Annotated in this window: 20 protein-coding genes and 1 riboswitch; of the genes, 12 read left to right on the forward strand and 8 right to left on the reverse strand. The window is 71.6% G+C overall.

Features of this window, described 5'->3' with window-relative positions; translation table 11 throughout:
- The first annotated feature begins 35 nt into the window (after positions 1-35).
- Together trxB and DWV08_RS13895 are read left to right on the forward strand one after the other, a co-directional pair.
- Positions 36-1,109: a thioredoxin-disulfide reductase gene (trxB, locus tag DWV08_RS13890; RefSeq protein ID WP_115414343.1), complete on the forward strand. Its 1,074-nt coding sequence runs from the start codon at positions 36-38 to the stop codon at positions 1,107-1,109.
- The gene (locus DWV08_RS13895; RefSeq protein WP_115414344.1) at positions 1,106-1,759 is read left to right on the forward strand and encodes a hypothetical protein; all 654 of its coding nucleotides are present in this window, start codon (positions 1,106-1,108) and stop codon (positions 1,757-1,759) included. Before trxB ends, DWV08_RS13895 begins: the two co-directional genes overlap by 4 nt.
- A gap of 3,035 nt (positions 1,760-4,794) precedes the next feature.
- Here the strand turns inward: DWV08_RS13895 and DWV08_RS17165 are convergent.
- The gene (locus DWV08_RS17165; protein ID WP_241237250.1) at positions 4,795-6,048 is read right to left on the reverse strand and encodes a ParB/RepB/Spo0J family partition protein; all 1,254 of its coding nucleotides are present in this window, start codon (positions 6,046-6,048) and stop codon (positions 4,795-4,797) included.
- Between DWV08_RS17165 and DWV08_RS17170 the strand changes: the two genes are divergently transcribed.
- Positions 6,029-7,012 (forward strand): hypothetical protein, encoded by a 984-nt coding sequence (locus DWV08_RS17170; RefSeq protein WP_241237251.1) that lies wholly within the window; start codon positions 6,029-6,031, stop codon positions 7,010-7,012. The genes DWV08_RS17165 and DWV08_RS17170 overlap by 20 nt on opposite strands.
- On the opposite strand, the gene DWV08_RS13905 is transcribed toward DWV08_RS17170, so the two are convergent.
- The 7 genes from DWV08_RS13905 to rpmH all read right to left on the reverse strand — a co-directional run bounded on the left by DWV08_RS13905 (position 7,001) and on the right by rpmH (position 11,383).
- Positions 7,001-7,882 carry a ParA family protein gene (locus DWV08_RS13905; RefSeq protein ID WP_115415041.1) on the reverse strand — a complete coding sequence of 294 codons (882 nt, stop codon included), beginning with the start codon at positions 7,880-7,882 and terminating at the stop codon, positions 7,001-7,003. The two genes, DWV08_RS17170 and DWV08_RS13905, sit on opposite strands and share 12 nt — an antisense overlap.
- Positions 7,883-7,916: 34 nt before the next feature.
- The gene (gene rsmG / locus DWV08_RS13910) at positions 7,917-8,582 is read right to left on the reverse strand and encodes a 16S rRNA (guanine(527)-N(7))-methyltransferase RsmG (RefSeq protein WP_115414346.1); all 666 of its coding nucleotides are present in this window, start codon (positions 8,580-8,582) and stop codon (positions 7,917-7,919) included.
- 8 nt (positions 8,583-8,590) lie between these two features.
- Positions 8,591-9,277, reverse strand: coding sequence for a Jag family protein (locus DWV08_RS13915; RefSeq protein WP_115414347.1), 687 nt, complete (start codon positions 9,275-9,277; stop codon positions 8,591-8,593).
- A 70-nt stretch (positions 9,278-9,347) separates the two neighbouring features.
- Positions 9,348-10,454 carry a membrane protein insertase YidC gene (yidC, locus tag DWV08_RS13920; protein WP_115414348.1) on the reverse strand — a complete coding sequence of 369 codons (1,107 nt, stop codon included), beginning with the start codon at positions 10,452-10,454 and terminating at the stop codon, positions 9,348-9,350.
- Positions 10,455-10,539: 85 nt separating this feature from the next.
- Positions 10,540-10,839, reverse strand: coding sequence for a membrane protein insertion efficiency factor YidD (gene yidD / locus DWV08_RS13925; protein ID WP_115414349.1), 300 nt, complete (start codon positions 10,837-10,839; stop codon positions 10,540-10,542).
- Positions 10,836-11,201 carry a ribonuclease P protein component gene (rnpA, locus tag DWV08_RS13930; RefSeq protein WP_115414350.1) on the reverse strand — a complete coding sequence of 122 codons (366 nt, stop codon included), beginning with the start codon at positions 11,199-11,201 and terminating at the stop codon, positions 10,836-10,838. Before rnpA ends, yidD begins: the two co-directional genes overlap by 4 nt.
- A gap of 44 nt (positions 11,202-11,245) precedes the next feature.
- A complete protein-coding gene (rpmH, locus tag DWV08_RS13935) occupies positions 11,246-11,383 on the reverse strand; it encodes a 50S ribosomal protein L34 (protein WP_102235578.1) in 138 nt (45 codons plus the stop codon).
- A 451-nt stretch (positions 11,384-11,834) separates the two neighbouring features.
- Between rpmH and dnaA the strand changes: the two genes are divergently transcribed.
- From dnaA to gyrB, 9 genes are all read left to right on the forward strand, one after another.
- Entirely contained in the window at positions 11,835-13,532 is a 1,698-nt protein-coding gene (dnaA, locus tag DWV08_RS13940; RefSeq protein WP_115414351.1) for a chromosomal replication initiator protein DnaA, read from the forward strand.
- Between the two features lie 558 nt (positions 13,533-14,090).
- Positions 14,091-15,215 carry a DNA polymerase III subunit beta gene (dnaN, locus tag DWV08_RS13945; RefSeq protein WP_115414352.1) on the forward strand — a complete coding sequence of 375 codons (1,125 nt, stop codon included), beginning with the start codon at positions 14,091-14,093 and terminating at the stop codon, positions 15,213-15,215.
- 19 nt (positions 15,216-15,234) lie between these two features.
- Positions 15,235-16,491, forward strand: a complete 1,257-nt coding sequence (recF, locus tag DWV08_RS13950; protein ID WP_115414353.1) for a DNA replication/repair protein RecF — start codon at positions 15,235-15,237, stop codon at positions 16,489-16,491.
- Complete coding sequence (locus DWV08_RS13955) at positions 16,488-17,348, forward strand: DciA family protein (protein ID WP_115414354.1); 861 nt, start codon at positions 16,488-16,490, stop codon at positions 17,346-17,348. Before recF ends, DWV08_RS13955 begins: the two co-directional genes overlap by 4 nt.
- Before the next feature lie 99 nt (positions 17,349-17,447).
- Positions 17,448-17,577: riboswitch (FMN riboswitch) on the forward strand.
- A gap of 126 nt (positions 17,578-17,703) precedes the next feature.
- Positions 17,704-18,753: a bifunctional diaminohydroxyphosphoribosylaminopyrimidine deaminase/5-amino-6-(5-phosphoribosylamino)uracil reductase RibD gene (gene ribD, locus DWV08_RS13960; RefSeq protein ID WP_115414355.1), complete on the forward strand. Its 1,050-nt coding sequence runs from the start codon at positions 17,704-17,706 to the stop codon at positions 18,751-18,753.
- Between the two features lie 15 nt (positions 18,754-18,768).
- Positions 18,769-19,383: a riboflavin synthase gene (locus DWV08_RS13965; protein WP_115414356.1), complete on the forward strand. Its 615-nt coding sequence runs from the start codon at positions 18,769-18,771 to the stop codon at positions 19,381-19,383.
- Positions 19,380-20,681, forward strand: a complete 1,302-nt coding sequence (ribB, locus tag DWV08_RS13970) for a 3,4-dihydroxy-2-butanone-4-phosphate synthase (protein ID WP_115414357.1) — start codon at positions 19,380-19,382, stop codon at positions 20,679-20,681. Before DWV08_RS13965 ends, ribB begins: the two co-directional genes overlap by 4 nt.
- Entirely contained in the window at positions 20,678-21,178 is a 501-nt protein-coding gene (ribH, locus tag DWV08_RS13975) for a 6,7-dimethyl-8-ribityllumazine synthase (protein ID WP_115414358.1), read from the forward strand. Before ribB ends, ribH begins: the two co-directional genes overlap by 4 nt.
- 416 nt (positions 21,179-21,594) lie before the next feature.
- Positions 21,595-23,724, forward strand: coding sequence for a DNA topoisomerase (ATP-hydrolyzing) subunit B (gyrB, locus tag DWV08_RS13980; RefSeq protein WP_115414359.1), 2,130 nt, complete (start codon positions 21,595-21,597; stop codon positions 23,722-23,724).
- The last annotated feature ends 57 nt before the right edge of the window (positions 23,725-23,781 follow it).

Genomic DNA, 23,781 nt, shown 5'->3' on the forward strand with positions numbered 1-23,781 from the left:
CGACCGCCCACCCTCCCACCGGAAGGACATCCACCATGTCTCAGCCCATCCAGGCCCTCAACATCCTCGGCGGCCCCACTCCGAGCGCACAGCCCGTGCCCGCCGCCGCACCGCAGGACGAGACCGTCCACGAGGTGATCATCGTGGGCTCGGGCCCCGCCGGCTACACCGCCGCGATCTACACCGCCCGGGCGGAGATGAAGCCGATCGTGATCGCCGGTGCCCTCGACGCCGGCGGCGCCCTGATGACCACCACGGACGTGGAGAACTTCCCCGGCTTCCCTGAGGGAATCCAGGGACCCGAGCTCATGACCAGCCTGCAGGAGCAGGCCGAGCGCTTCGGCGCCGAGGTGATCTACGAGGACGCCACCGAGCTGGAGCTCGAGGGAGAGGTCAAGACGGTCACGCTCGACGACGGCACCGTCTACCGCGCGAAGTCCCTGATCCTCACCACGGGATCCGCCTACCGCAAGCTGGGCATCGACGGCGAGTCGCAGCTCTCCGGCAAGGGCGTGAGCTGGTGCGCCACCTGCGACGGCTTCTTCTTCAAGGACCAGGACATCGTGGTGGTGGGCGGCGGCGACAGCGCCGTGGAGGAGGCCACCTTCCTCACCCGGTTCGGGAAGTCCGTGACCCTGGTGCACCGTCGTGACGAGCTGCGCGCCTCGAAGATCATGGCGCGGCGCGCCGAGGCCGATCCCAAGCTCGACTTCGCGTGGAACAGCGAGGTGGTGAGCATCAACGGCGCAGAGAAGGTGGAGTCCGTGACCCTGCGCGACACCGTGACGGGGCAGGAGCGGGTGATGCCCACCTCGGCCGTGTTCGAGGCGATCGGTCACCTTCCGCGCACGGATCTGGTGCGTGGCAAGCTCGAGCTCGACGACGAGGGCTACATCGTGTGCCAGGGACGCTCCACCTACACCTCGGTGCCCGGCGTGTTCGCGGCGGGAGACGTGGTGGACCACACCTACCGGCAGGCCATCACGGCCGCCGGCACCGGCTGCCAGGCCGCGCTGGACGCCGAGCGCTGGCTCGCCGACCAGGCCGCCGCCGACGTTGACGCCGACGCCGACGCCGACGAGGAGCAGGTCGCCGGCGTCGCCGGATGACGACCGACACTCCGCCGGCGGCGGACATGGAGGGCTCCGAGGGCAGGGTGGCCCCGGAGCCCTCTGCCATGCCGCCCGGCGACAGGCCGCGGACCGTGGTGGTGCTCGTGAGCGCCTCATGGGCCGGGCCGTCCCGGCCGGCGCCCACGGTGCTGCGCGAGCTCTCACGGCGCTGGGGCGGCGAGCCGGCCGCCCTGCTCATCGAGGATCCCGCGGACGCGCTCCTGGAGACCTGGCAGGTGGAACATCTCCCCACGTGGCTCGCGTTCCGGCGGGTGCAAGAGGGGCAGACTCCCTCGGCAGCAGGTGACCGTATCGAGGCCGCGGACCGTACCGAGGCCAGGGACCGCACGGAGGCCAAGGACCGCACGGGATCCGGGGACCAGAGGGGCGACGGCCCCGCCCAGGCCCCGGACGACGCGGCCCCGGGATCGCCCGAGGGTGCCGACACGCCCGCCGCGGCTGTCGAGGAGCCCCATGCCGGAACGTCCACGCGGAGTGGGGTCCCGCTCGTGCTCACAGGGCTGGAGGGCACCACGCCCACCGGGGAGCGGCTCTCCCTGCCCGGCCGCTGGCAGATGGTCCGGCGGCGCAGCGGGGCACTGCCCAAGCACGTGGTCGAGGCGGAGTTCGGTCCCGCCTCCACCTGAGAAAAGCGGACGGGTGAGGGGCTGTCAAGTCCTCTGCTACCCGATGTCCTGACGTGCGGGGACAGCGTTGTACACAGAATCGTCCACATCGCCGTCCACACGATGGGGGGCGTGTATCCACAGAGTTATCCACAAGCGAGTGTGGACACCATGGCTGCCGAGTGGGACACCCCATGACCCCGGAAATGCCTCTGACCTGCGTGTTTGCAGTGTCTGGGTGCCGCCGAGGTGGTCGATCGGGTGCACCGCTCCGCTCACTCCGCCGAATTGTCCACAACGCTGTCCACCACGGCAGCTCCGGTATGCACACGGACTGGGGACAACGTCAGACCGACTCCACCACGCTCTGATGTTGCGCGTGAAACCTCCTCTCCCGGCGCTGGCTCACGAGGCCGCGCTGTCGCGGGGCCGTGCAGCAGCGGGCAGAGCCGTACGTCGTCCCGTCGCGTTGAGTTTCGCGTGAAACTCACGCCCGTCGACGGAGCGACGGGTCCGCATGCAGTGTCGCCCGGCGGCGCCATGTGCGTCGCAGGGGAACAGCACAGGACCCACGCGTTGTCGCGACGACGAGTTTCACGTGAGCTGGTCTTGTCGATGAAAGCGCCATCGGACGACGCTGATGGCACAGAGTGCACCGGGCCGCAGGCGTGGAGACGTACGGCGAGACGTGGCGTGTGGGCCGCACAGAGTCGAGGGAGCTTGACGGCACAACGTGGACGGCGCACGTGCAGCCTGACTCCGTGCTGTGCGTCGAGGCGAATCGCCCGAGTTTCCCGTGAAACGCCGGGCAGCGGAGGGGTGCGGCGTGCCGCTCTTCCACCCGAGCTCCACTGCTCGCGCCCGGAGGAGTGAGTGATTCAGTTTCGCGTGAAACCTCGAGCGACGCGGACAACGTCGATTCTCGATAGGCTCGTCTAGTGCACGTGAGAGGTGGGCGTTCCACGTGGAACGCTTCGTGGGGTCTGCGTCGTGGGCACATCCGCCAGGCCGGGTGCCAGCGCGCTCTTCGCGCGCTCTCCCGGGGACGCGTCGTGCTGGCGGCTCACTCAGTGAGCGCGTGCCATACCTCTTCCGGATGATGAGGGGCAGAGTTTCCTGTGAAACCACTATGAGAGGCCGTCGCGGCAGCGCTCGTCGCAGACGCGGCGGCGCGGGGACGGCTACGAGATCCTGCGGTGGCACGTTTCCCGTGAAACGCATCCAGCTATTTCCCGCGCACCGATAGCAGCCCCGGGCCCACCTAGAGTGAACGACCCTCTCCCCGCCTCTCACGTCGGCGCCCCGGGGAGATGTCACGTGCTGCGCACTCACCGCCGTTTCCCGTGAAACTCCAGCGCTCCAGTACGGGACCTTCGGCATCACACCATTCCCGCCCAGTGCCATCGCATGAGCACGGACGGACGCCGTCTTCGCCTGAGCCGGCACTGCGCTAGCGAAGACAGACGTGGCGACCTCCGCCGCCCGAACGAACACAGGCAGCTTCACGCGCAACTGTGCGAGCGCATGAGGGGAGCCGCACGCGCAGCGCGAGCCTCAGCGCTCGGCACACTGCATGAACAGCGCGCAACATCCTGAGTCCATGGTCCATCCTCCCGCCATCGCTCATCTCCTTCGACGCGACGGGATTTGTGCACGCCCCACGCCACTCCGCACCGATTCCTCCCAATCCTCAGCGCCATGCGGCGATGACGATCGGGCCAACGCGCTCTGCGGCATGTTTCACGTGAATCTCCCAGCCCGCCCCTCCTCACGGGAGTCCCGGTGAACAAGGGCGGCACGATAACACGACTGCTGTTCCACGTGGAACGCCCGCAGCCCCGGCGCGTCACGCTGTGGCCAACCGACAGCGCCCGGGGAGGGGGCAGCGCGCGCAGCGCCCCTCCACACGTCAGGGCCACGGATTCCGAGGCGGGGGCGGGACTGCACGTCGGACCAGATGCGGAGTCGCTAGCGTCACGCCGACTTCGGCCCGTGAGAAGACGGCCAGTGGCTGTTCCACGGGAAACCACCGCCCGTGCACTGCCAGGACTATGCACCGTCCACCGGCTGCTCGTCACAACCGTACGCTCGACACGCTCCCTGTCTCCCATGTCTCTGTGATGACACTCCGTGGCGGTCATCATGCGTGACCAATGCGCGCCTTCATCACGCAGCATTCGTGGTTTCACGCGAAACGCCATGCTTCAGTGCGGGTATGCGGCATCTCGCGGAGTCAGCGGAGTGCCCAGACGAGAGTTCGCACCAACTGAGACACACCAGGACTCAAAGTTCCACGGGAAACGTCACTCCGGGGACATCCACGTCGTGCTGCCCATCGTCCCGAGAGATCCGACGGGGGGCGCCGCGTGCCCGCCATCGACCACAGAGCGTCGCACCGTCCGACGCCGAGCGTCCCCGGCCTGCCCTGCAGGGGCATGAGTCGCCGCGCACACCGGTCTCCGCAGGGACTCGCTCGACGCCGGCGCGCCGCTTTCTGCCCGATGTTCCCCGTGAAACTCCAAGAGATCCGGCCGCGCGGCGCGCCGTGTGCGACCAATCCTCGCACCACGGACCAGACGCTCATCACCACCGACGCCGGGGACCGCCCCCGAGTGCTCCAGCGCGCAGGCGCGAGGAGAACGTCGAGTGCGCTGCCCATCCATCATGGGGGGGCGCCGCCACCGCACGGCCAGGGCGATCGCGGAGGGCGGCGGGTGCCCCTCGTCGCCGAATCCGTCCGCGTCGACGCGTTGTCCACATCGTCGTGCACATCGGTGGACAACTCGTGTCGCGGGGGCTGACCTGCCTGGACAGTCGGTGACGGGGGCTGTGAGCAGCCCTGCGTACTCCCTGTCCTGTCTGTTATGACATTTGAGACGTTCTTGTCATTTCCATAATGGAGGGGGCGTTCCCTGCCCGTCCCTCGCTCCTGCACCGCACTCCGCCGTGGTGGCGCCGTCGGCGCCGCATGCCCTGCATCTCGCGCCGTGTCCTGCATACAGAAGAGGGGACCCGCCGACTCGGCGGGTCCCCTCCACGGCGTGGTGCCGTCGCGATCAGCTCTCCACTGTTCCCTCCGCGGGCAGATCGATGTCGAGGCCGATGTTCTCCACCAGTCGCTCGAGGTCCTCCAGGTTCGTGAACTCGAGGGTGATGCGCCCCTTGCGCTTGCCCACATCGATGCGCACCGGCGCCTCGAGGCGGTTTGAGAGGCGGCTGGTCAGGTCGACCACGTGCGGGTCGTAGGTGCTCCGACGCACGGTCCTGGTACCCGTCTGCTGCTGACCACCACGAGCCACCAGCCGCTCCACCGCGCGCACGGACAGACCCTCCTGCACGATCCGCTGGGCGAGCTCCTCCATAAGGGTGGGATCGTCCAGCGAGAGCAGAGCGCGGGCGTGTCCCGCACTGATGGCGCCGCTGGCCAGCCGGCGCTGCACGAGCGCCGGCAGGCGCAGGAGACGCAGGGTGTTCGTGATCTGAGGGCGGGAACGGCCGATCCTGTCCCCGAGCTCGTCCTGCGTGCAGCCGAAGTCGTCCAGCAGCTGCTGGTACGCGTTGGCCTCCTCCAGCGGGTTCAACTGGGTGCGGTGCAGGTTCTCCAGCAGGGCGTCGCGCAGGAGATCGTCGTCGCTGGTCTCCCGGATGATCGCGGGGATCGACTGCAGGCCGGCCCGGCGTGCCGCGCGCCAGCGACGCTCGCCCATGACGAGCTCGAAGGACTCCCCGTCCGGCGTGACCGGGATGGGACGCACCACCACGGGCTGGAGGACACCGACCTCGCGCAGCGAGTAGGCGAGCTCGTCGAGCTCGTCCTCGTCGAACATGGTGCGGGGATTGCGCGGGTTCTCGCGCACCTCGTGGATCGGGATCTCGGCGAACTCCGCGCCGGGCACCGCGAGCAGCGCATTCGGCTCCCCGCCGTGCTGCTCCTCGGCGGTCCGGGGCTCCGTGGTCGCCGGCGAGGACGGCGTCGCCTGCTCCGAGGGCTGGGACTGCTGGCTTGTTCCGGGCTGTGCCGCCGGCTGCTCGGCGGCCGCCGACTCCTCGCCCGTCGACGAGGCATCGCCTGCCGGCTCCTCGTCGGTCGCCGGCGCCTCCTGAGACGTCGCGGCGGACTCCGACGTCGGGGCGGCCTCGGCACCGGGCGCGTCCTCCGTCGTCGACTCGGTCGGCGCGGCTCCGGCCTCCTCCCCGGCAGCGGACTCCGCCGCTGCAGAGGATGCCGACGGGGCCTGCGAGGGGGCGTCGGCCGGGGCCTGCGTGCTCTCGGGCTGGGCCGGCGTGGGGGTGACGGTCTCGACGTCCACCACGGGGCTCTCCTCCACCGCCGGAGCAGTGGACGCGACCTTCGTGCTGGACGTGGAGGTCGCGGAGGTCTTCCGAGTGCTCGAGGACCCGGTGCTCGAAGTCCCGGTGCGCGTCGACCCCGTGCGCGTCGACGCCGAGCTCTTCACCCCAGAGCTCTTCGACCCGGAGCTCTTCGACCCCGAGCGCTTCGCCCCAGAGCTCTTCGCCCCGGAATTCGTCGAGGTCGGCGTCGTCGCGTCGGAGCTCGCCGACCCTGCGCTCGTGGAACCGGAGCTCGACGACCCGGCCGCCTTCGCGGTCGCGCTCTTCGACCTCGTGCCCGTGGAGCCGGCGCTCTTGCCCGCCGTGCTCTTCCCGGAAGTGCTCTTCCCGGTGGCGGCCTTCCCGGAGGTGCTCATGCCCGCGGTGTCCGCGGACGTCGTGCCCTTCGAGCCGGCGTTCTTCGACGAGCTGCGGGAGGTGGAGGAGCGGCCCGTCCGGCTCGAGGTGCCTGCGGACGAACTCGACGAGGAGCCGCTGGTGGTCTCCTGCGCGGTCTCCGCCGCGACGTCGGGCGTGCCCGACCGCGTGGTCGCCCCGGTGCGGCGGCTCGAGGCCGCCGCGGTGCGGCCGCGGCGCTCGGCCGCGGCGCGGGCCATGCCCACGGCGAGGTCCCGGTTCCCGTTGCGCTCACGCCGCGCGGACTCCTCGGAGACGGACTCCCCGGAGAAGAACATGTCCACCGGCCGCGTCGCGGAGGGTCCGCGGTCCGTCTCGGAGTCGGGGCGCGTGCGCGTGCGAAGCTCCTGCTCCGGAGCGGGGGTCGCGCCGGCGCCCGGGATCAGGGCACCGAGTCCTCGCCCGAGTCCTCGCTTCTGCGTCATGGCCGTCGTCCTTCCGAGAAATGTCGTCGCCGTCGTGAACTCCGCTCCTGCGGCGCGCGGCGTCGCGCCGTGGAGCGGTGGTGCGTGGTCAGGGAGCTGATCGGGTGTTCAGCTCGTAGGCGGCCGCACGGTACGCGAGGGCGCCGCTGGAGCCGGGATCGTAGGTGAGCACGGTCTGTCCGTAGCTCGGCGCCTCCGAGATCCTCACCGAGCGGGGGATCGTGGTCTCGAGCGTCTGCTCGGGGAAGTGGTCGCGCACGTCCTGGGCCACCTGCGCGGCCAGCCGGGTGCGGGCGTCGTACATCGTCAGCATGATCGTGGAGACCACGAGATCCGGGTTCAGGTGCTGGCGGACCAGCTCGATGTTGTTCAGCAGCAGGGTGAGCCCCTCCAGCGCGTAGTACTCCGCCTGGATCGGGATCAGCACCTCACGGGCCGCCACCAGCGCGTTGACCGTGAGCAGGCCCAGCGAGGGCGGGCAGTCGATGAGCACGTAGTCCACCGGGTCCAGTCCCTGCGCCTGGCGCTCCTCGAGGTGGTCTCGGATCGCATTGCGCAGCCGGTTCTCGCGGGCCACCAGCGAGACCAGCTCGATCTCGGCGCCGGAGAGGTTGATCGTCGCCGGCGCGCAGGAGAGCCCCGGCATCTCGGGGACGTCCTGGACCACCTCGGACAGCGGCGCGGACTCCACCAGCACCTCGTACATGCTCGGCACCTCGGCGTGGTGCTCGATGCTCAGCGCCGTGGAGGTGTTCCCCTGCGGATCCGCGTCGATCACCAGGACGTTCAGCCCGCCCATGGAGAGCGCGGCGGCGACGTTGACGGTGGTGGAGGTCTTGCCCACCCCGCCCTTCTGGTTGGCGACGGTGATGATCCGGGTCTGTGCCGGCCGGGTGAACTCGAGCCCCTCGAGCTGGCGGCGACGGGCATGATCCCGGGTGAGCTCGCGCATCAGCGGAGTGTCTTCCATCGCGCCGTTCCCCCGGGAGGACTCCTCGCGCTGTTCAGCCACGTGCGTCTCCCTTCCTGGTCGCCGTCGCACGGCGACGCACTTGGACCACTGTAGTGGGAACCTCGACCTCGCCCACCCCGTACCGGGTGATGGTCGGGTCCACGCCCCCGAGCTTCCTGAGCACCTTCTGGGCCGCGTCGACCTCGTCCGCCGCGGAGGAGCCCTTCATCGCCAGCAGCGCCCCGCCCTCGGCCACCAGCGGGAGGGTCCAGCGGGAGAGCTTGTCCAGCGCGGCGACCGCGCGGGCGGTGACCGCGTCGAAGGTGCGCACCCCGTGCAGCTCCTCCGCCCGGGCGCGCACCACCTCGAGGCCCAGGTCCAGCGCGGCATCCACCTCCTCGAGCCAGGTGGTGCGGCGCTGCATCGTCTCCACCAGCGTCACCTCCAGGTCGGGGCGGGCGATCGCGATCACCACGCCGGGCAGGCCGGCGCCGGAGCCGACGTCCGCGAGAGTGCGGACCGACGGGTCGATCGCCTCGGTCATCAGCGCGCAGTTCAGCAGATGGCGCTCCCAGAGACGGTCCACCTCCCGCGGCCCGATCAGCCCGCGCTCGGTGCCCTGCTCGGCGAGCAGCGCGACGAAGCGCTCGGCGAGCTCCAGTCGCTCGCCGAACAGGCGCTGGGCCGTGGGGCGGAGGGCATCGGGCAGCGGCGGCACGGCGGGCCTCAGGATGCCGGGTAGATGACGACGTGACGGCTCTTGCCGTCGCCGTCGGACTCGGAGCGCAGCCCCTCGCGCTTGGCGACGTCGTGGACCACCTTGCGCTCGAAGGGGTTCATGGCGCGCAGCGGCACGGCGGCGCCGGACTCCTTGGCCTCGGCGATCGCGGTGGCCGCGAGCTGCTCGAGATCCCCTTTGTGCTCGGCGCGGAACCCGCCGATGTCGAGCATCAGGCGCGAGCGGTGCCCGGTGCGGGTCTGCACGGCCAGCCGCGCCAGCTCCTGCAGGGCGTCCAGCAGCTCGCCCTTGGGCCGGTTCAGGCGGGCCAGCTGATCCGCGCCGCGGATCTCCACGGAGGCGCGGTCGCCGTCCACGTCGATGTCGATGTCGCCGTCCAGATCGGCGATGTCCAGCAGCTCCTCGAGGTAGTCGGCGGCGATGTCGCCCTCCTCCTCGAGGCGGCGCAGGCGCTCCTCGGCGCTCTCCGCGTCCTGCTCCTCGGCGTCGTCGGCGTCGACGGCCTCTCCCGCGCCGCTCACGGCGCCCGCGGCCGGTGCGGCCTCGTGGTCCGGTGCGGGGGACGACGTCGACTCGGCGGACGAGGCGGTCTCGGCCTGCGCCTCGTCCGCCTCCGGGACCTGCTGCGCGGCGTCGGTGCCGGCCTCGGACAGATCGGGGGTGGTCTCGTTCATTCGGGTCCTCCGGGGAATCCTGGGATGAGGGGGTGCGCCTCGGGAGCGACCGTGCTCCCGAGGGGCGAGGTCACTTCTTCCGCTTCTTCTTCGCGTTCTTGTGCAGCGCGTTGGAGCCCTTCGGCGGCGTGGGGGTCTCGCCGGCGGCCGCCTGCGCCTGTCGGCGCTCCTCGGCGGCCTTGGCGCGGGCCTCGCGGGCGCGCTCGAGCTTCTCCTCGTCGGTGAGCTTCCTGCCGCCCTTGTTCTTCGCCGAGGGCTGGATGCGGATGTTCCGCTCCGGCTCGGGATCGGGCTCGGCCACCTTCTTCGGCGGCGTGAACTCCAGCGGCTCCAGGCCCTTGCGCTCGCGCTTGGCGTTGATGCGGTCGTGGCGCTCCTTCTCCGCGTCGGAGCCGGGGGTGGGGGTGGCGCGGATGACGATGTACTGCTGGCCGAAGGTCCAGATGTTGGTGGTGAGCCAGTAGATCAGCACACCGATGGGCATGCCCGGCCCCGTGATCACGTAGATGAACGGGAGCATGTACAGCATCATCTTCTGGGTGCTGGCCATGGGGCCCTCGAGGGCCGCCTTGGGCATGTTCTTCATGGTCAGCTCCTTCTGGGTGAAGAAGGTGACCGCGCACATCGCGAGGATGATGACACCGGAGACGATCCGGGTGGTGAGCCCGCCGTCGCCGGCGTTGAGGAAGCTGTCGGCGATGGTGACGCCGCCGAAGAGGGTGGAGTCCGAGGCGCTCCGGGCCAGCTCGGTGGTGAGCGGGCCGAAGGGCTCGCCGGCGGCGGCATCGGGCAGCTTGTTGAACAGCACCCGGAACAGGCCGAAGAAGATCGGCATCTGCAGCAGGATCGGCAGGCACGAGGAGAACGGGCTGGCGCCGGCCTCCTTGTACAGGGCCATGGTCTCCTCCGCCATCTTCTGGCGGGACTCCTGGTCCGTCTTGCCCTTGTACTTCTTCTGGACGGCCTGCAGCTCGGGCGAGACCATCTGCATCGCGCGGGAGGCACGGATCTGGCGCACGAACAGCGGGATGATCAGCGTGCGGACCACCACGGTGAGGCCCACGATCGAGAGCACCCAGGTGAGGCCAGAGTCCGGCTCCATGAACACGGACAGCAGCGCATGGAACTTCACCATGAGCCATGCGACGGCCCACTCGATCGGATACAGGGGGTTCATCGGCCTGGTCTTCCTGCCGCACGGATGCGCATGTCGCTCATGCGAGGTGTCGGCTGTGGTCGGGAGTCTCGGACAAGAGTAGGCCCTAGCGGGCCGGGCGCCGCAGTCGGCGTGGATTCCTCCACATGCCGGGAGCCGGCACCGGATCGGGCCCCCCGTGCGTGAACGGGTTGCAGCGCAGGATCCGCCAGGCGGTGAGCAGCGTCCCCTTCACCGCACCGTGCACCCGCAGGGCGTCCATGCCGTACTGGGAGCACACCGGGTCATAGCGGCAGGCGGGCGGCGTGTAGGGGGAGATCCCCTGCTGATAGCCCCGCACCGGGAGCATCAGGAGCCGGCGCGGCACCCGGGCGAGCGCCGCGAGCACCCCGGGCGCCGACCTCACGCGTCCTCCCGGCGGCGGGAGAGCTTGCGCTCGGCGGCGGCGAGGGCGGCGTCGACGTCGGCCCGCAGCGCCGCGAACGGCTGCTCGTCGATCCCCGGCAGCGCCCGCAGCACGATCGCGGAGCCCGGGGGGAACGTGCCCAGGTGGGGGCGGACGATCTCCCGCAGGCGACGGGTGACGCGGTTGCGCACCACGGCGTTGCCGATCTTCTTGGACACGACGAATCCCACGCGGGGTGCGTCCCCGCCCTGGCTCAGCAGGGAGAGGTGCACGACCACGTGGGATCGGGCGCTGCGCACGCCACCGCGGGTGACGGCGCGGAACTCGTCACCGGTGTGGAGCCGGTGCCGGGCCCATCTCACGGTGCGAGGAGAACCACGTCGCGCCTCCTGGAGGACGAGGGTCCTCAGGCGGAGAGCTCGGAGCGGCCCTTGGCGCGGCGGGCGTTCAGGATGGCGCGGCCGGCGCGGGTGCGCATGCGGGCGCGGAAGCCGTGCTTCTTGGCGCGGCGGCGGTTGTTCGGCTGGAACGTGCGCTTGCTCATGGTTCTCCTCGATCGTGGGCACGGACGTGCCCCTCGCGGTGGTCTGTGGTCTGCTGCACGAACGAGATGTCCGGGCGCACCCGCCGGGGCGGGGCGGCTGCCGAGGTCCGATCCGATGCCGGAGGGGAACCGCAGTGGATCCGGGAACCGTATCGGGACGGCGCGCAGCGCTGACTGCACGATTTTAGGCGCGGGGGTGCACCGGGTCAACGAGACCGGGCGCCAGGAGCGCGGTTGTGGCCGGATTCTCATTCCGGGCGGCGTGTCCCTGCGGGGCCGCGCCCGGCCGCGCGTGCAAGGCGGCCGACGGTCCCCGACAGGAGCGCGAGGCGCGAGATCCGACGAGGGAGAGCTGGGACTCAGCACCCGTTGTCCACACGTTCCATCCACAATACAGGGGATACTGTGGAAAACTGTCCCGACCGTCCCCGCCCCGCAGAGGAAACCCCTGATGAACGAGTCGAACGTCGACGAGATCTGGGAGCGCACGCTCCGGACCCTGCGCCGTGACGACGCCGTCTCCCAGCGGGTCATCGCCCTGCTCACGCTCTCCCGCCTGATGGCGGTGGTGGCGGACACCGCCCTGGTCGCAGCACCGTCGGCCTCGGCGAAGGAGCTGTTCGAGCATCGCGTGGCCGGGTCGCTCAAGGCCGCGCTGAGCGAGGCCACCGGGCGGGACATCCGCTTCGCGGTGACGGTCGACGAGTCCCTGCTGCTCGAGGAGGACGAGCCGGAGACCCCCGCCGCACCGCCTCTGACCTCCTCCTCCACCGCCGACAGTGCACACTCTGTGGACAACGCTGTGGACAACCTCTCCCAGGATGTCCACAGCGCGCCGTTCCGTCGGAACGAGGGCTCGGTGCTGCCCCCGCACACTGCGGCGGGACGCCCGGCGCTGCCCTCGAGCGGCTCGGCGGGCTCGGCGGCCGACGCCGGCGCGCAGCCCGACCCGTCCCTGCAGGGCCGCGGTCGTTCCGCCGACGACCCCAGCGCCTACGCGGGGCTGTCCACGTTCACCGGCGCCTCCGCCCCCTCTCCCGGACCGGTGCCTCGCCGCCGCCCTGCCCCGCCCGCCGGCGAGGGGACGATCGTCGAGGACTCCCGGCTGAACAGCAAGTACACCTTCGACACCTTCGTGATCGGCTCCTCGAACCGGTTCGCGCAGGCGGCGGCGTCGGCCGTCTCGGAGACCCCGGCGAAGGCGTACAACCCGCTGTTCATCTACGGCGGGTCGGGCCTGGGCAAGACCCATCTGCTGCACGCGGTGGGCCACTACGCCCAGAGCCTCTACCCCGACGTGGTGGTGCGGTACGTCAACTCCGAGGAGTTCACCAACGAGTTCATCAACTCGGTGCAGTCCGGCCAGTTCGGCAAGGCGCAGGAGTTCCAGCGCCGCTACCGCGACATCGACATCCTGCTCATCGACGACATCCAGTTCCTGCAGCGGGCGCCGGAGACGATGGAGGCGTTCTTCCACACCTTCAACACGCTCTACAACTCGGACAAGCAGATCGTGATCACCTCGGACCTGCCGCCGAAGGAGCTGGGCGGCTTCGAGGACCGCATGCGCTCCCGGTTCGAGATGGGCCTGATGACGGACGTGCAGCCGCCGGACCTGGAGACCCGCATCGCGATCCTGCGCAAGAAGGTGGCGCAGGAGAACACCGGCGAGGTCCCGCACGACGTGCTGGAGTACATCGCCAGCCACATCGCCACCAACATCCGCGAGCTCGAGGGGGCGCTGATCCGCGTCCAGGCGCTGCACTCGCTGTCGCGGCAGCCCATGGACGTGACCCTCGCCGAGTCCGTGCTGAAGGATCTGCTCTCGCACGACGACGGCGCCCAGATCACGGCCTCGACGATCATCGCGCAGACGGCCACGTACTTCGGACTGTCGGTGGAGGAGATCGTGGGCACCGGTCGCAGCCGGCGCCTGGTCTCGGCGCGGCAGATCGGCATGTACCTGTGCCGCGAGCTCACGGACATGCCGCTGATCAGGATCGGCGAGGAGTTCGGCGGCCGCGACCACACCACCGTGATGCACGCGAACAAGAAGATCAGCGAGCTGATGAAGGAGCGTCGCGCGATCTTCAACCAGGTCACGGAGCTCACAGCACGGATCAAGAGCTCGAGCTCGTCCCGTCAGTGACCCCCGGGCGCGGTGCGTCGCGGTGTCCCAGCCGCAATGTGACCGTCCGGGAATGACAGTCCTGGTCAGCGCACTGTTCTCCCCAATTGTGGACAACTCTGTGGACAGTGTGGAGCGAGAGCCGTCTGCGCAGGAGCCGATGTGGACGGCTGAATGACAGGAATCGTCGTCGCAGCGCCGGTCGTGCACACTCCGCCCACGAGCGGTGAACGCTCCTCCCCGAACGTTCCACGGGCCGAGTGCACCGTACGACCTGCACGGATGGTGTTCATCCACGAGATCCACAGTCGTGATGATGAGGACTGTCCTGTAGTTCTCGTCGTGGGTGTGGACGGGCCGGGGTGCCGGGGAGCGATCGTCGAGGATGTCATTCACCGGCCGGGGAGCGGAGGAATCTTCGACGACGAGGAGCGGTCAGCTGGGCGGGAATGTCAAGGATCGCGGTCGGTGTGTCGGCGGTAGGTGCCGGGACCCGATACGCTGTGCACCGTCCGACCGCGTCGTGAGGCGCGGCCGCACCCTGATTCGTGACTCGACCACTGCGAAGGAGTGGCAACGGTGAAGTTCCACCTCGATCGCGGCGTCCTCGGCGACGCCGTCTCCTGGGCCACCCGCACCCTCCCTGTCCGCCCGGCGATGCCGATCCTGCAGGGAGTGCGGATCGTCGCCGACGCCGGTGGCGAGCTGCAGCTGTCCACCTTCGACTACGAGGTCAGCGCTCAGATCCGACTCGAGGCGGAGATTGAGCAGCCCGGCGAGGTGCTCGTGCAGGGCCGGATGCTCTCCGACATCGTCAAGGCGCTGCCGAACAAGGACGTCTCGATCGCGCTGGAGGGCACCAAGCTGCAGGTGCGCTGCGGCAGCGCCCGCTTCGCCCTGGCCACCCTGCCGGTGGAGGAGTACCCGCAGCTGCCCACGATGCCGCCGGTCGCCGGCGCCGTCCCGGCGGACGTGTTCTCCGAGGCGATCTCGCAGGTCACCGTCGCCGCCTCCAAGGACGACACCCTCCCGCTGCTGACCGGCGTGAAGGTCGAGATCAGCGGCGAGACCATGACGCTGATGGCCACCGACCGCTACCGCCTGGCGCTGCGAGAGCTCACCTGGAACCCCACCACCCCGGGCACCGAGCTGACCGCGCTGGTGCGCGGCCGCACCCTGCAGGAGGTCGCGCGGTCGCTCTCCACCGGCGGCGGTGTGGAGATCGCGCTGTCCGAGGACGACTCGGCGACCCTGATCGGCTTCGAGGCCGGCGGCCGCCGCACCACCTCCACCCTGGTGGACGGCGAGTACCCCCCGGTGCGTCGTCTGTTCCCGGACAGCTCCGCGATCACCGCCGTGGTCGCCACGGGCAGCCTGATCGACGCCGTCAAGCGCGTCTCGCTGGTCGCCGAGCGGAACACCCCGGTGCGGCTCTCCTTCACCGAGGGGCAGGTCGCGCTCGAGGCCGGCGCCGGCGACGACGCCCAGGCCAGCGAGGTGCTCGAGGCGCAGCTCGAGGGCGAGGACCTCGTGGTGGGCTTCAACTCCGGATTCCTGCTGGACGGTCTCGGCGCCCTGGGCACCGAGTTCGCACGGCTCACCTTCACCGACTCGATCAAGCCCTCGGTGATGACCGGCCAGGACTCCCTCGAGGGCACGCCGGACACCTCGTACCGGTACCTGATCATGCCGATGCGGATCTGAGGGAGGGCGAGCCCTCCCCGTGCAGCTGACCGCTCTCGATCTCACCGACTTCCGCTCCTACTCCCGGCTGTCCCTGCCCCTCACCCCGGGCATCACCGTGCTGGTGGGCCAGAACGGGCAGGGCAAGACCAATGTCATCGAGGCGCTGTGGTACCTCGCGACCCTCTCCAGCCACCGGGTCCCCCACGATGGCGCGCTGGTGCACCGCGGCGAGAGCACCGCGATCATCCGGGCGAGCTTCGTGCGCGCCGGGCGCCCGCTGCAGGTGGATCTCGAGATCACACCGGGGAAGTCCAATCGCGCCCGGCTGCAGGGCCAGAACGTCTCCCGCCTCCGCGACCTGCTCGGCGAGGTGCGCGCGGTGCTGTTCGCCCCCGAGGACCTGGGCCTGGTCAAGGCCGATCCCGAGGGCCGACGCCGCTTCCTGGACGAGCTGCTGTTCGAGATCGCGCCGCGCTTCGCCTCCGTGCGCGCCGACTACGACCGGGTGCTCAAGCAGCGCGGCAACCTCCTCAAGCAGATGCGCTCGATGCGGCGCGGCGGCAGCGGCCGCAGCGTCGGCGGCCTGGACCCGGCCGATTCCGCCGCCTCCACGCTCGAGGTGTGGGACCAGCAGCTGGCACGCCACGGCGCCGAGCTGCTGCGCGCCCGGCTGCACCTGGTCAATCGACTCCGCCCCCACCTGGGCTACTCCTACCTGCGGGTCTCCACCGATGAAGGGGCCGAACAGGCGCTGAGCCTTCCCCCGGACCAGCGCGGCGAGGTGGACTCCCCGGCCGACATCCGCTACCGCTCCGCCGTGCTCGAGGAGCTCGGCGCCGCTCCCGGCACCCTGCCGGGCACCCGGGAGATCCACGACGTGATGGCCGCGATGCTGGCGGCCGGTCACGACGAGGAGATCGATCGCGGCACCACCCTGGTGGGCCCGCACCGCGATGACATGGAGATCCGCCTCCACGACTTCCCCGCCAAGGGGTACGCCAGCCACGGCGAGTCGTGGTCCCTGGCCCTGGCGCTGCGTCTGGCCTCCTATGATCTGCTGCGCCTCGAGGAGGGCGATCTGGGCGACGGCGAGCCGATCCTCATCCTCGACGACGTGTTCAGCGAGCTCGACACGCGCCGCCGCGAGCGGCTGGGCCGGATCGTCACCGACGCCTCGCAGGTGCTGATCACCACGGCCAACGACTCCGACATCCCCGAGTCCCTCGACGGCGAGATCCACGTGGTGGACGTGACCCTCGGTGCCGCGGTGCCGCGCGGGAGCGGGCGGCCATGACCGGGCACGGGGGTGCGCGCCGCGGCGGGGGCCCGGACCGTCCACGGCTCGCCAATCCCTACGGGCTGTCCACCTGGGCCGGGTCGGACCCGTCGGCGCCGGGCGGTGCACCGCCTGCTGACCCCGGCCCTGCGACCCCGGCGGAGCGCGCCTCCACGGGGGACCGGCCGGCGCGGCCGGGCCGGCCGGTCCGTGACGTGCGCCGGGGCGCCGCGGACCGCGCCGAGCCTCCGGGCCTCGACGCCCCTGCGCGCGGACCGTCGGGCGCCGGCCCCTCGGATCCCGCGCGCTCCGGCGAGGAGCCGGAGATCCTGTTCGATCCGCCGGAGCTGCCGGCCCCGCCGGATCCCTTCGAGCTCGCGCGCCGCACCGTGAACCGCTCGCGCGCCGCCGCTCGCGACCGCGGGCTCTTCCCGATCTCCGCGAAGACGCAGGCCAGGGACGTGCGCGACCGGTCCGGCCGGGCGCCCGGCTACTCCGGCTCGCGGCCCGACCCGCGGGACCCGCAGGGCATCGAGAGCGTGCTGAAGAAGGTGCTGGGGAACCTGGGCTGGAACGCCGGGATGAGCACCGGGCGGGTGCTGGACGAGTGGGACGACATCGTGGGCGAGCGCCTGGCCGTGCACTGCCGTCCCGTCTCCTTCGAGGACGGCGTGCTGGTGGTCAGCGCCTCCTCCTCCGCCTGGGCCTCTCAGCTGCGGATGCTCACCCCGCAGCTGATCACCACCATCGAGGAGCGGGTGGGGGCGCATGTGATCTCCGAGCTCAAGGTCACCGGCCCGGCCGCCGCCGAGCGCAGCTGGAAGAAGGGCCGCCGCACCGTGACCTGGCGCGGCCCCCGCGACACCTATGGCTGAGGCACGAGCGGCAGGAGCTCGGCGAGGAGTGCCGCTGTTCACGCGGCGTCATCGCGCGGCGCCATCCTGCTACCGTAGAACCCGACGAGCTGATGCAGCTCGCGTGCACTGGGGTCGGTGAAATTCCGAGCCGGCGGTGACAGTCCGCGACCCGATGGCCTCTGGCCCTCGGCTGACCAGGTGGAACTCCTGGACCGACGGTGAGAGTCCGGATGGGAAGCGCACGCGAACGACGTCCTCGGGCACGCCGGCACCGCGCACCCCCTGCGCGCGTCGGGGACCCGTCGGCGACGCCGTTCCCGCACACCCTTCCTCTCCTCCACCGCCGCGAGCCGCGGAGTGGAGGAGACAGAGCATGCTGCAGGACGTCGAGCACCGGGCGCTGGCCCGCGCCCTCGAGATCGCGGCCGATCCGGCCGTGCCGCTGGGCCCGAATCCCCGTGTGGGCTGCGTGCTGCTGGACCCGCACGGCACGGTCCTGGCCGAGGGGCACCACCGCGGCGCCGGCACCGCACACGCCGAGGCCGACGCGCTGACCGCGGCCCGCGCCGCCTCCGCCCCGCTCGCCGGCGCCACCGCCGTGGTCACCCTGGAGCCCTGCGCGCACACGGGCCGCACCGGCCCCTGCGCGGACGCCCTGATCGAGGCCGGCGTCGGCCGTGTGGTGATCGCCCGCACCGACCCCAACCCGGTCGCCGCCGGCGGTATCGCGCGCCTGCGCGCCGCGGGGCTCGACGTGGAGCTCGCGATCCCGGAGGATCTCGCGGCGGCCGCCGCGGCCCTGAACCGCGGCTGGGAGCACGGCCTGGCGCACGAGCGCCCCCTGGTCACGGCCAAGATCGCGCTGAGCCTCGACGGCCGCGCGGCCGCCGCCGACGGCACCAGCCAGTGGCTCACCGGCGCCGCCGCCCGCGAGGAGGTGCACCTGCTGCGCACCACCTGCGATGCCGTGCTGGTGGGCACCGGCACCGCCCGGGCGGACCACCCCACGCTCACCGCGCGCCGTCCCGACGGCACCCTCCACCCCCGCCAGCCGCTGCGGGCCGTGATGGGCACCTCGGAGGCGCCCCCGCTGCCAGCGATCGACGGCGCCGGGGAGGTGCTGCCTCTACGCACCCGCGACCCCTCGGTCGCGCTCGCCACCCTGTTCACGCGCGGCGTGCGCCATGTGCTGCTGGAGGGAGGCCCCACCCTCGCGGCCGCGTTCCTGCGCGCGGGCTGCGTGGACGAGCTGATCGTCCATCTCGCCCCCACCCTGCTGGGCGGCGGGCGTCCCGCCGTGGCGGATCTGGGGATCACCACCCTCGCCGACCGGCTCGACCTCGATCTCGTGGACATCGCGCCGATGCCCACCCCGTCCTGCCCCACGGACCTCCGCCTCACCCTCCGTCCCCGCACCGCCTGACCAGGAAGGACCACCATGTTCACCGGAATCGTCGAAGAGCTCGGCACCGTCGAGTCCCTCACCCCCGGCGCCGACCCCGCCCGCCTGAGGATCCGCTCCCCGCGCGTGCTCGAGGGCATCGCGCTGGGTGACTCGATCGCCGTGAGCGGCTGCTGCCTCACGGTCACCGCCGTGGAGGGCGAGGTGTGGAGCGCGGACGTCATCGCCACCACCCTCGCCGCCACCTCCCTGGGGGACCTCGCCCCCGGGGACCGCGTCAACCTCGAGCGCTGCGTGCGCGCCGACGGACGCCTGGACGGGCACATCGTGCAGGGCCACGTCGACGGCGTCGGTCAGGTGCGCGGCCGCGAGGAGAGCGCCGGCACCACCCTGCTGCGCCTGGCGCTGCCCGAGGGTCTGGCCCGCTACGTGGTGGACAAGGGCTCCCTCGCCGTGGACGGCGTGAGCCTCACCGTGGCCGCGATCGACGGTGACGAGGTGACCATCGGCCTCATCCCGGAGACCCTCGAGCGCACCACCCTGGGGCGTCGCGCCGTGGGGGACCGCGTGAACCTCGAGGTGGACGTGCTGGCCAAGTACGTCGAGAAGCTCGCCGGGGGCCTGCTGCCCGGAACGGGGGCCGCGCGATGAGCACCCCCGCGAACGCGCCGGGCGGCGCCGGTCCCGCGGCCCCGACCGCCGGGCTGCGCCTGGACCCCGTCGAGGACGCGCTCGCGGCGATCGCCGCCGGCCGCCCCGTGGTGGTGGTCGACGACGAGGACCGCGAGAACGAGGGCGACCTGATCCTCGCCGCCTCCGCGGCGACCGAGGAGCTGATCGGCTTCGCGGTGCGCCACTCGAGCGGTCTGCTGTGCGCGCCGATGAGCGCGGCGCGGGCCGACGCCCTCGAGCTGCCGCTGATGGTGCGGCAGAACGCCGACCCCCTGCGCACCGCCTACACCGTGAGCGTGGACGCGGCCGTAGGCGGGACCACCGGCATCAGCGCCGCCGACCGCGCCCGCACCCTGCGCGTGCTCGCCGGGGAGGACACCGTGCCCGCGGACCTGGTGCGCCCCGGCCACGTGCTCCCGCTGCGGGCGAAGCCCGGCGGGGTTCTCGAGCGGCGCGGCCATACCGAGGCCGCCGTGGACCTCACCCGCCTGGCCGGCCTGCCGGCGGTGGGGATGATCGTCGAGCTCGTGCACGACGCCGGGGACATGATGCGCGGCCCCGCCCTGCGGGAGTTCGCCGACCGCCACGGCCTGCCGATGATCTCCATCGAGGCCCTGGCCGTGCACCGTCGGCGCCACGACCCGCCCGCGCTGGCGTTCACCGCGCCGGTGCCGCTGCCCACCGAGCACGGCACCTTCCAGGCCCTGGCCGTGCGCGAGGGCACCGCCGAGCACCTGGTGCTGGTGCGCGGGGACGTCACCACCGCCGAGCCGGTGCTCACCCGGGTCCACTCCGAGTGCGTGACCGGGGACGTGTTCGGCTCGCGGCGCTGCGACTGCGGCCCGCAGCTGCAGGAGTCCCTGGCCCGCATCGACGCGGCCGGGCGCGGGGTGTTGATCCTGCTGCGCGGCCACGAGGGCCGCGGCATCGGCCTGGTCGAGAAGCTGCGCGCCTACGCCCTGCAGGACGCCGGCCGCGACACCGTCGAGGCGAACCTCGACCTGGGCCTGCCGGTGGACGCCCGCTCCTTCGCCGCGGTGCCGGGGATCCTCGCGCACCTGAGCGTGGGTGCGGTGGACCTGCTCACCCACAACCCGGAGAAGGCGCACGCCCTGGTGGGCGGCGGCGTCGAGGTGGCCGCGACCTCCCCGCTCACCCCCCACCCCACCCCGGAGAACCTCGGCTACCTCACCACCAAGCGGGACCGGCTGGGCCACCGCCTCGTCGGCCTCCCGCACACCCCCGCACCCACCCCCACGAACGGAGACCCCTCATGAGCGGCCACGGAAGCCCCACCGCCCCGATCCCGCACCAGCCCGGCACGCGCCTCGCGATCGTCGCCGCCTCCTGGCACGAGCAGGTGATGGACGGCCTGCTCGCCGGCGCCCTGCGCGCGGCGGCGGAGGCCGGCATCGACGAGCCCACCGTGGTGCGGGCCCCCGGCTCCTTCGAGCTGCCGGTGCTCGCCGACGCCCTCGCCCGCGATCACGACGCGGTCGTGGCGCTCGGCGTGGTGATCCGCGGCGGCACCCCGCACTTCGAGTACGTGTGCGCGGCGGCGACCGACGGCCTCGCCCGGGTGGCGCTCGACCACGGCACACCGCTCGGTTTCGGCCTCCTCACCTGCGACGACGAGCAGCAGGCGCTGGATCGGTCCGGGCTTCCCGGCTCCCGGGAGGACAAGGGCCACGAGGCCGCCGCCGCGGCGCTGACCACGGCGCACGTGCTCTCCGGGCTCTCCGCGCCGGGATCCGCGGGCACCTCCGGGCGCTGAACCGCGCACAGGGGCTCCCGGGCGACTCCCAGGCGCCCCTGTGCCGCCCGATCCCCCCGCCCGGGGTACGGGGCCTCATCCCACGCTCCGCGGGGCCGGTCTCGCACCGGTTCCGGGCCGTTGGGGCGGGTTCCCGCGTCGGGTTCTCCACAGCGCGGGCGGGGCGAATAGGTTCACACGCCGTTCTCCGGTAGAATTGCGGAGGTTCGGCCGACGTCCACCGACGTCCTCGTGGACTCCTGCCGTCGGCATGCTCGCCGCGGCCTGCCAGGTGCCGCACGCGCGCGTACGCGCGCGCGACGGGGACCCGGGCGGGGCGCGCGATGCGGCGCCGGCGTCGTGGCCCGCGTGATCCTGCCGAACCACCCCCGCCGCCTTCCGACCGGGGGACCCTGGACTGCGAGGAGCCACATCAGGTGAGCGACAGCGACCGCCCCATGCCCGCACAGGACGTGCCCGGAGGCATCCCGGATCCGTCCTCAGGAGCGGCCGACGCCGTCCCGCCCGCAGCCGCCACCACCGCCGGTGAGCGCGCCGCCCAGGCGCCCACCCACTACGACGCCTCGGACATCACCGTCCTCGAGGGCCTCGAGGCGGTGCGCAAGCGCCCCGGCATGTACATCGGCTCCACCGGGGAGCGCGGCCTGCACCACATGGTCCAGGAGATCGTCGACAACTCCGTGGACGAGGCGATGGCCGGCCACGGCGACACCATCGAGGTGACCCTGCTGGCCGACGGCGGCGTGCGCTGCGTGGACCACGCCCGCGGCATCCCCGTCGCGATGCACCCCACCGAGAACAAGCCCGCCGTGGAGCTGGTGCTCACCGTGCTGCACGCCGGCGGCAAGTTCGGCGGCGGCGGCTACGCCGTCTCCGGTGGCCTGCACGGCGTGGGCTCCTCCGTGGTCAACGCCCTCTCCATCCGGATGGAGGTGGAGATCCGCCGCGACGGCCACGTGTGGCGTCAGGCCTACTCCCGCGGCGTGCCCGAGGCCCCGCTGGAGAAGGGGGAGGAGACCTCCGAGACCGGCACCACCATCACCTTCTGGGCCGACGGCGAGATCTTCGACACCACCGACTACGACTTCGAGACGCTGCGCAAGCGGTTCCAGCAGATGGCCTTCCTCAACAAGGGCCTGCGCATCTCGCTCACCGACGAGCGCGCCGAGGAGACCGACGAGGCCGAGGCGGATCTGGTGGACGTGGAGCGCGCCGAGGAGGAGGGCGACGCCGCCTCCGGCCCCCGCACCGTCAGCTACCTGTACGAGCGCGGCCTGCAGGACTTCGTCGAGTTCATCAACACCGCCAAGCGGGCCGAGGTGATCCACCCCGAGATCATCTCCTTCGAGTCCGAGGACACCGACGCCCAGATCTCCGTCGAGGTCGCGATGCAGTGGACCGGCGCCTACTCCGAGTCCGTGCACACCTACGCCAACACCATCAACACCCACGAGGGCGGCACTCACGAGGAGGGCTTCCGCTCCTCGCTCACCTCGATCGTGAACCGGTACGGCCGCGCCCAGGGGCTGCTGAAGGAGAAGGACGCCAACCTCACCGGCGAGGACATCCGCGAGGGCCTCACCGCGGTGATCTCGGTGAAGCTCGGCGAGCCGCAGTTCGAGGGGCAGACCAAGACCAAGCTCGGCAACACCATCGCCCGCACCTTCATGGTCAAGGTGATGACGGACCAGCTCACCGACTGGTTCGGCTCCCACCCCGCCGAGGCGAAGTCCATCGTGATGAAGGGCCAGGCGGCGGCCGCCGCCCGTGAGGCCGCCCGCAAGGCCCGCGACGCGACCCGCCGGAAGTCCCCGCTGGAGACGGGCGGCATGCCGGGCAAGCTGCGCGACTGCTCCTCCCGCAATCCCGCCGAGTCCGAGATCTTCATCGTGGAGGGCGACTCGGCCGGCGGCTCCGCCGTCTCCGGCCGCGACCCCCGCACCCAGGCGATCCTGCCCATCCGCGGCAAGATCCTCAACGTCGAGAAGGCACGACTGGACCGCGCCCTGGACAACCAGGAAGTGCGCTCCCTGATCACCGCCTTCGGCACCGGCATCGGCGAGGACTTCGACGCCACCAAGCTGCGCTACCACAAGATCGTGCTGATGGCCGATGCGGACGTGGACGGCCAGCACATCGTCACCCTGCTGCTCACGCTGCTGTTCCGCTACATGCGGCCGCTGATCGAGCTGGGCCACGTGTTCATCGCGATGCCGCCGCTGTACCGCCTGAAGTGGTCCAACGCGCCGCACGAGTACGTGTTCAGCGACGAGGAGCGCACCGAGCGCCTCGAGGCCGGCCGCGCCGCCGGGCGCCGCATCCCCAAGGACAACGGCATCCAGCGCTACAAGGGCCTGGGCGAGATGGACTGGAAGGAGCTGCAGTCCACCACCATGGACCCGGCCAGCCGCACCCTGAAGCAGGTCACGGTCGACGAGGCCGCGGACGCGGACACCATCTTCTCCGTGCTGATGGGCGACGACGTCGAGTCGCGCCGCCGCTTCATCCAGGAGAACGCCAAGGACGTCCGCTTCCTCGACATCTGACGTCGGCCCCCGGGCGCGGCGCCGGCCCGCTGCGCGCCCCCGGGGACCCCCTCGATC

Origin of the sequence: Brachybacterium saurashtrense, from assembly GCF_003355475.1 — a bacterium.
Taxonomy (GTDB): domain Bacteria; phylum Actinomycetota; class Actinomycetes; order Actinomycetales; family Dermabacteraceae; genus Brachybacterium; species Brachybacterium saurashtrense.

Bases quoted from the DNA above. Each gene is read 5' to 3' on its own strand.
- trxB (WP_115414343.1), top strand. From the start codon at position 36: ATGTCTCAGCCCATCCAGGCCCTCAACATCCTCGGCGGCCCCACTCCG.
- DWV08_RS13895 (WP_115414344.1), top strand. From the start codon at position 1,106: ATGACGACCGACACTCCGCCGGCGGCGGACATGGAGGGCTCCGAGGGC.
- DWV08_RS13905 (WP_115415041.1), bottom strand. From the start codon at position 7,882: ATGGAAGACACTCCGCTGATGCGCGAGCTCACCCGGGATCATGCCCGT.
- DWV08_RS13915 (WP_115414347.1), bottom strand. From the start codon at position 9,277: ATGAACGAGACCACCCCCGATCTGTCCGAGGCCGGCACCGACGCCGCG.
- yidC (WP_115414348.1), bottom strand. From the start codon at position 10,454: ATGAACCCCCTGTATCCGATCGAGTGGGCCGTCGCATGGCTCATGGTG.
- rpmH (WP_102235578.1), bottom strand. From the start codon at position 11,383: ATGAGCAAGCGCACGTTCCAGCCGAACAACCGCCGCCGCGCCAAGAAG.
- dnaA (WP_115414351.1), top strand. From the start codon at position 11,835: ATGAACGAGTCGAACGTCGACGAGATCTGGGAGCGCACGCTCCGGACC.
- DWV08_RS13955 (WP_115414354.1), top strand. From the start codon at position 16,488: ATGACCGGGCACGGGGGTGCGCGCCGCGGCGGGGGCCCGGACCGTCCA.
- ribD (WP_115414355.1), top strand. From the start codon at position 17,704: ATGCTGCAGGACGTCGAGCACCGGGCGCTGGCCCGCGCCCTCGAGATC.
- DWV08_RS13965 (WP_115414356.1), top strand. From the start codon at position 18,769: ATGTTCACCGGAATCGTCGAAGAGCTCGGCACCGTCGAGTCCCTCACC.
- ribB (WP_115414357.1), top strand. From the start codon at position 19,380: ATGAGCACCCCCGCGAACGCGCCGGGCGGCGCCGGTCCCGCGGCCCCG.
- ribH (WP_115414358.1), top strand. From the start codon at position 20,678: ATGAGCGGCCACGGAAGCCCCACCGCCCCGATCCCGCACCAGCCCGGC.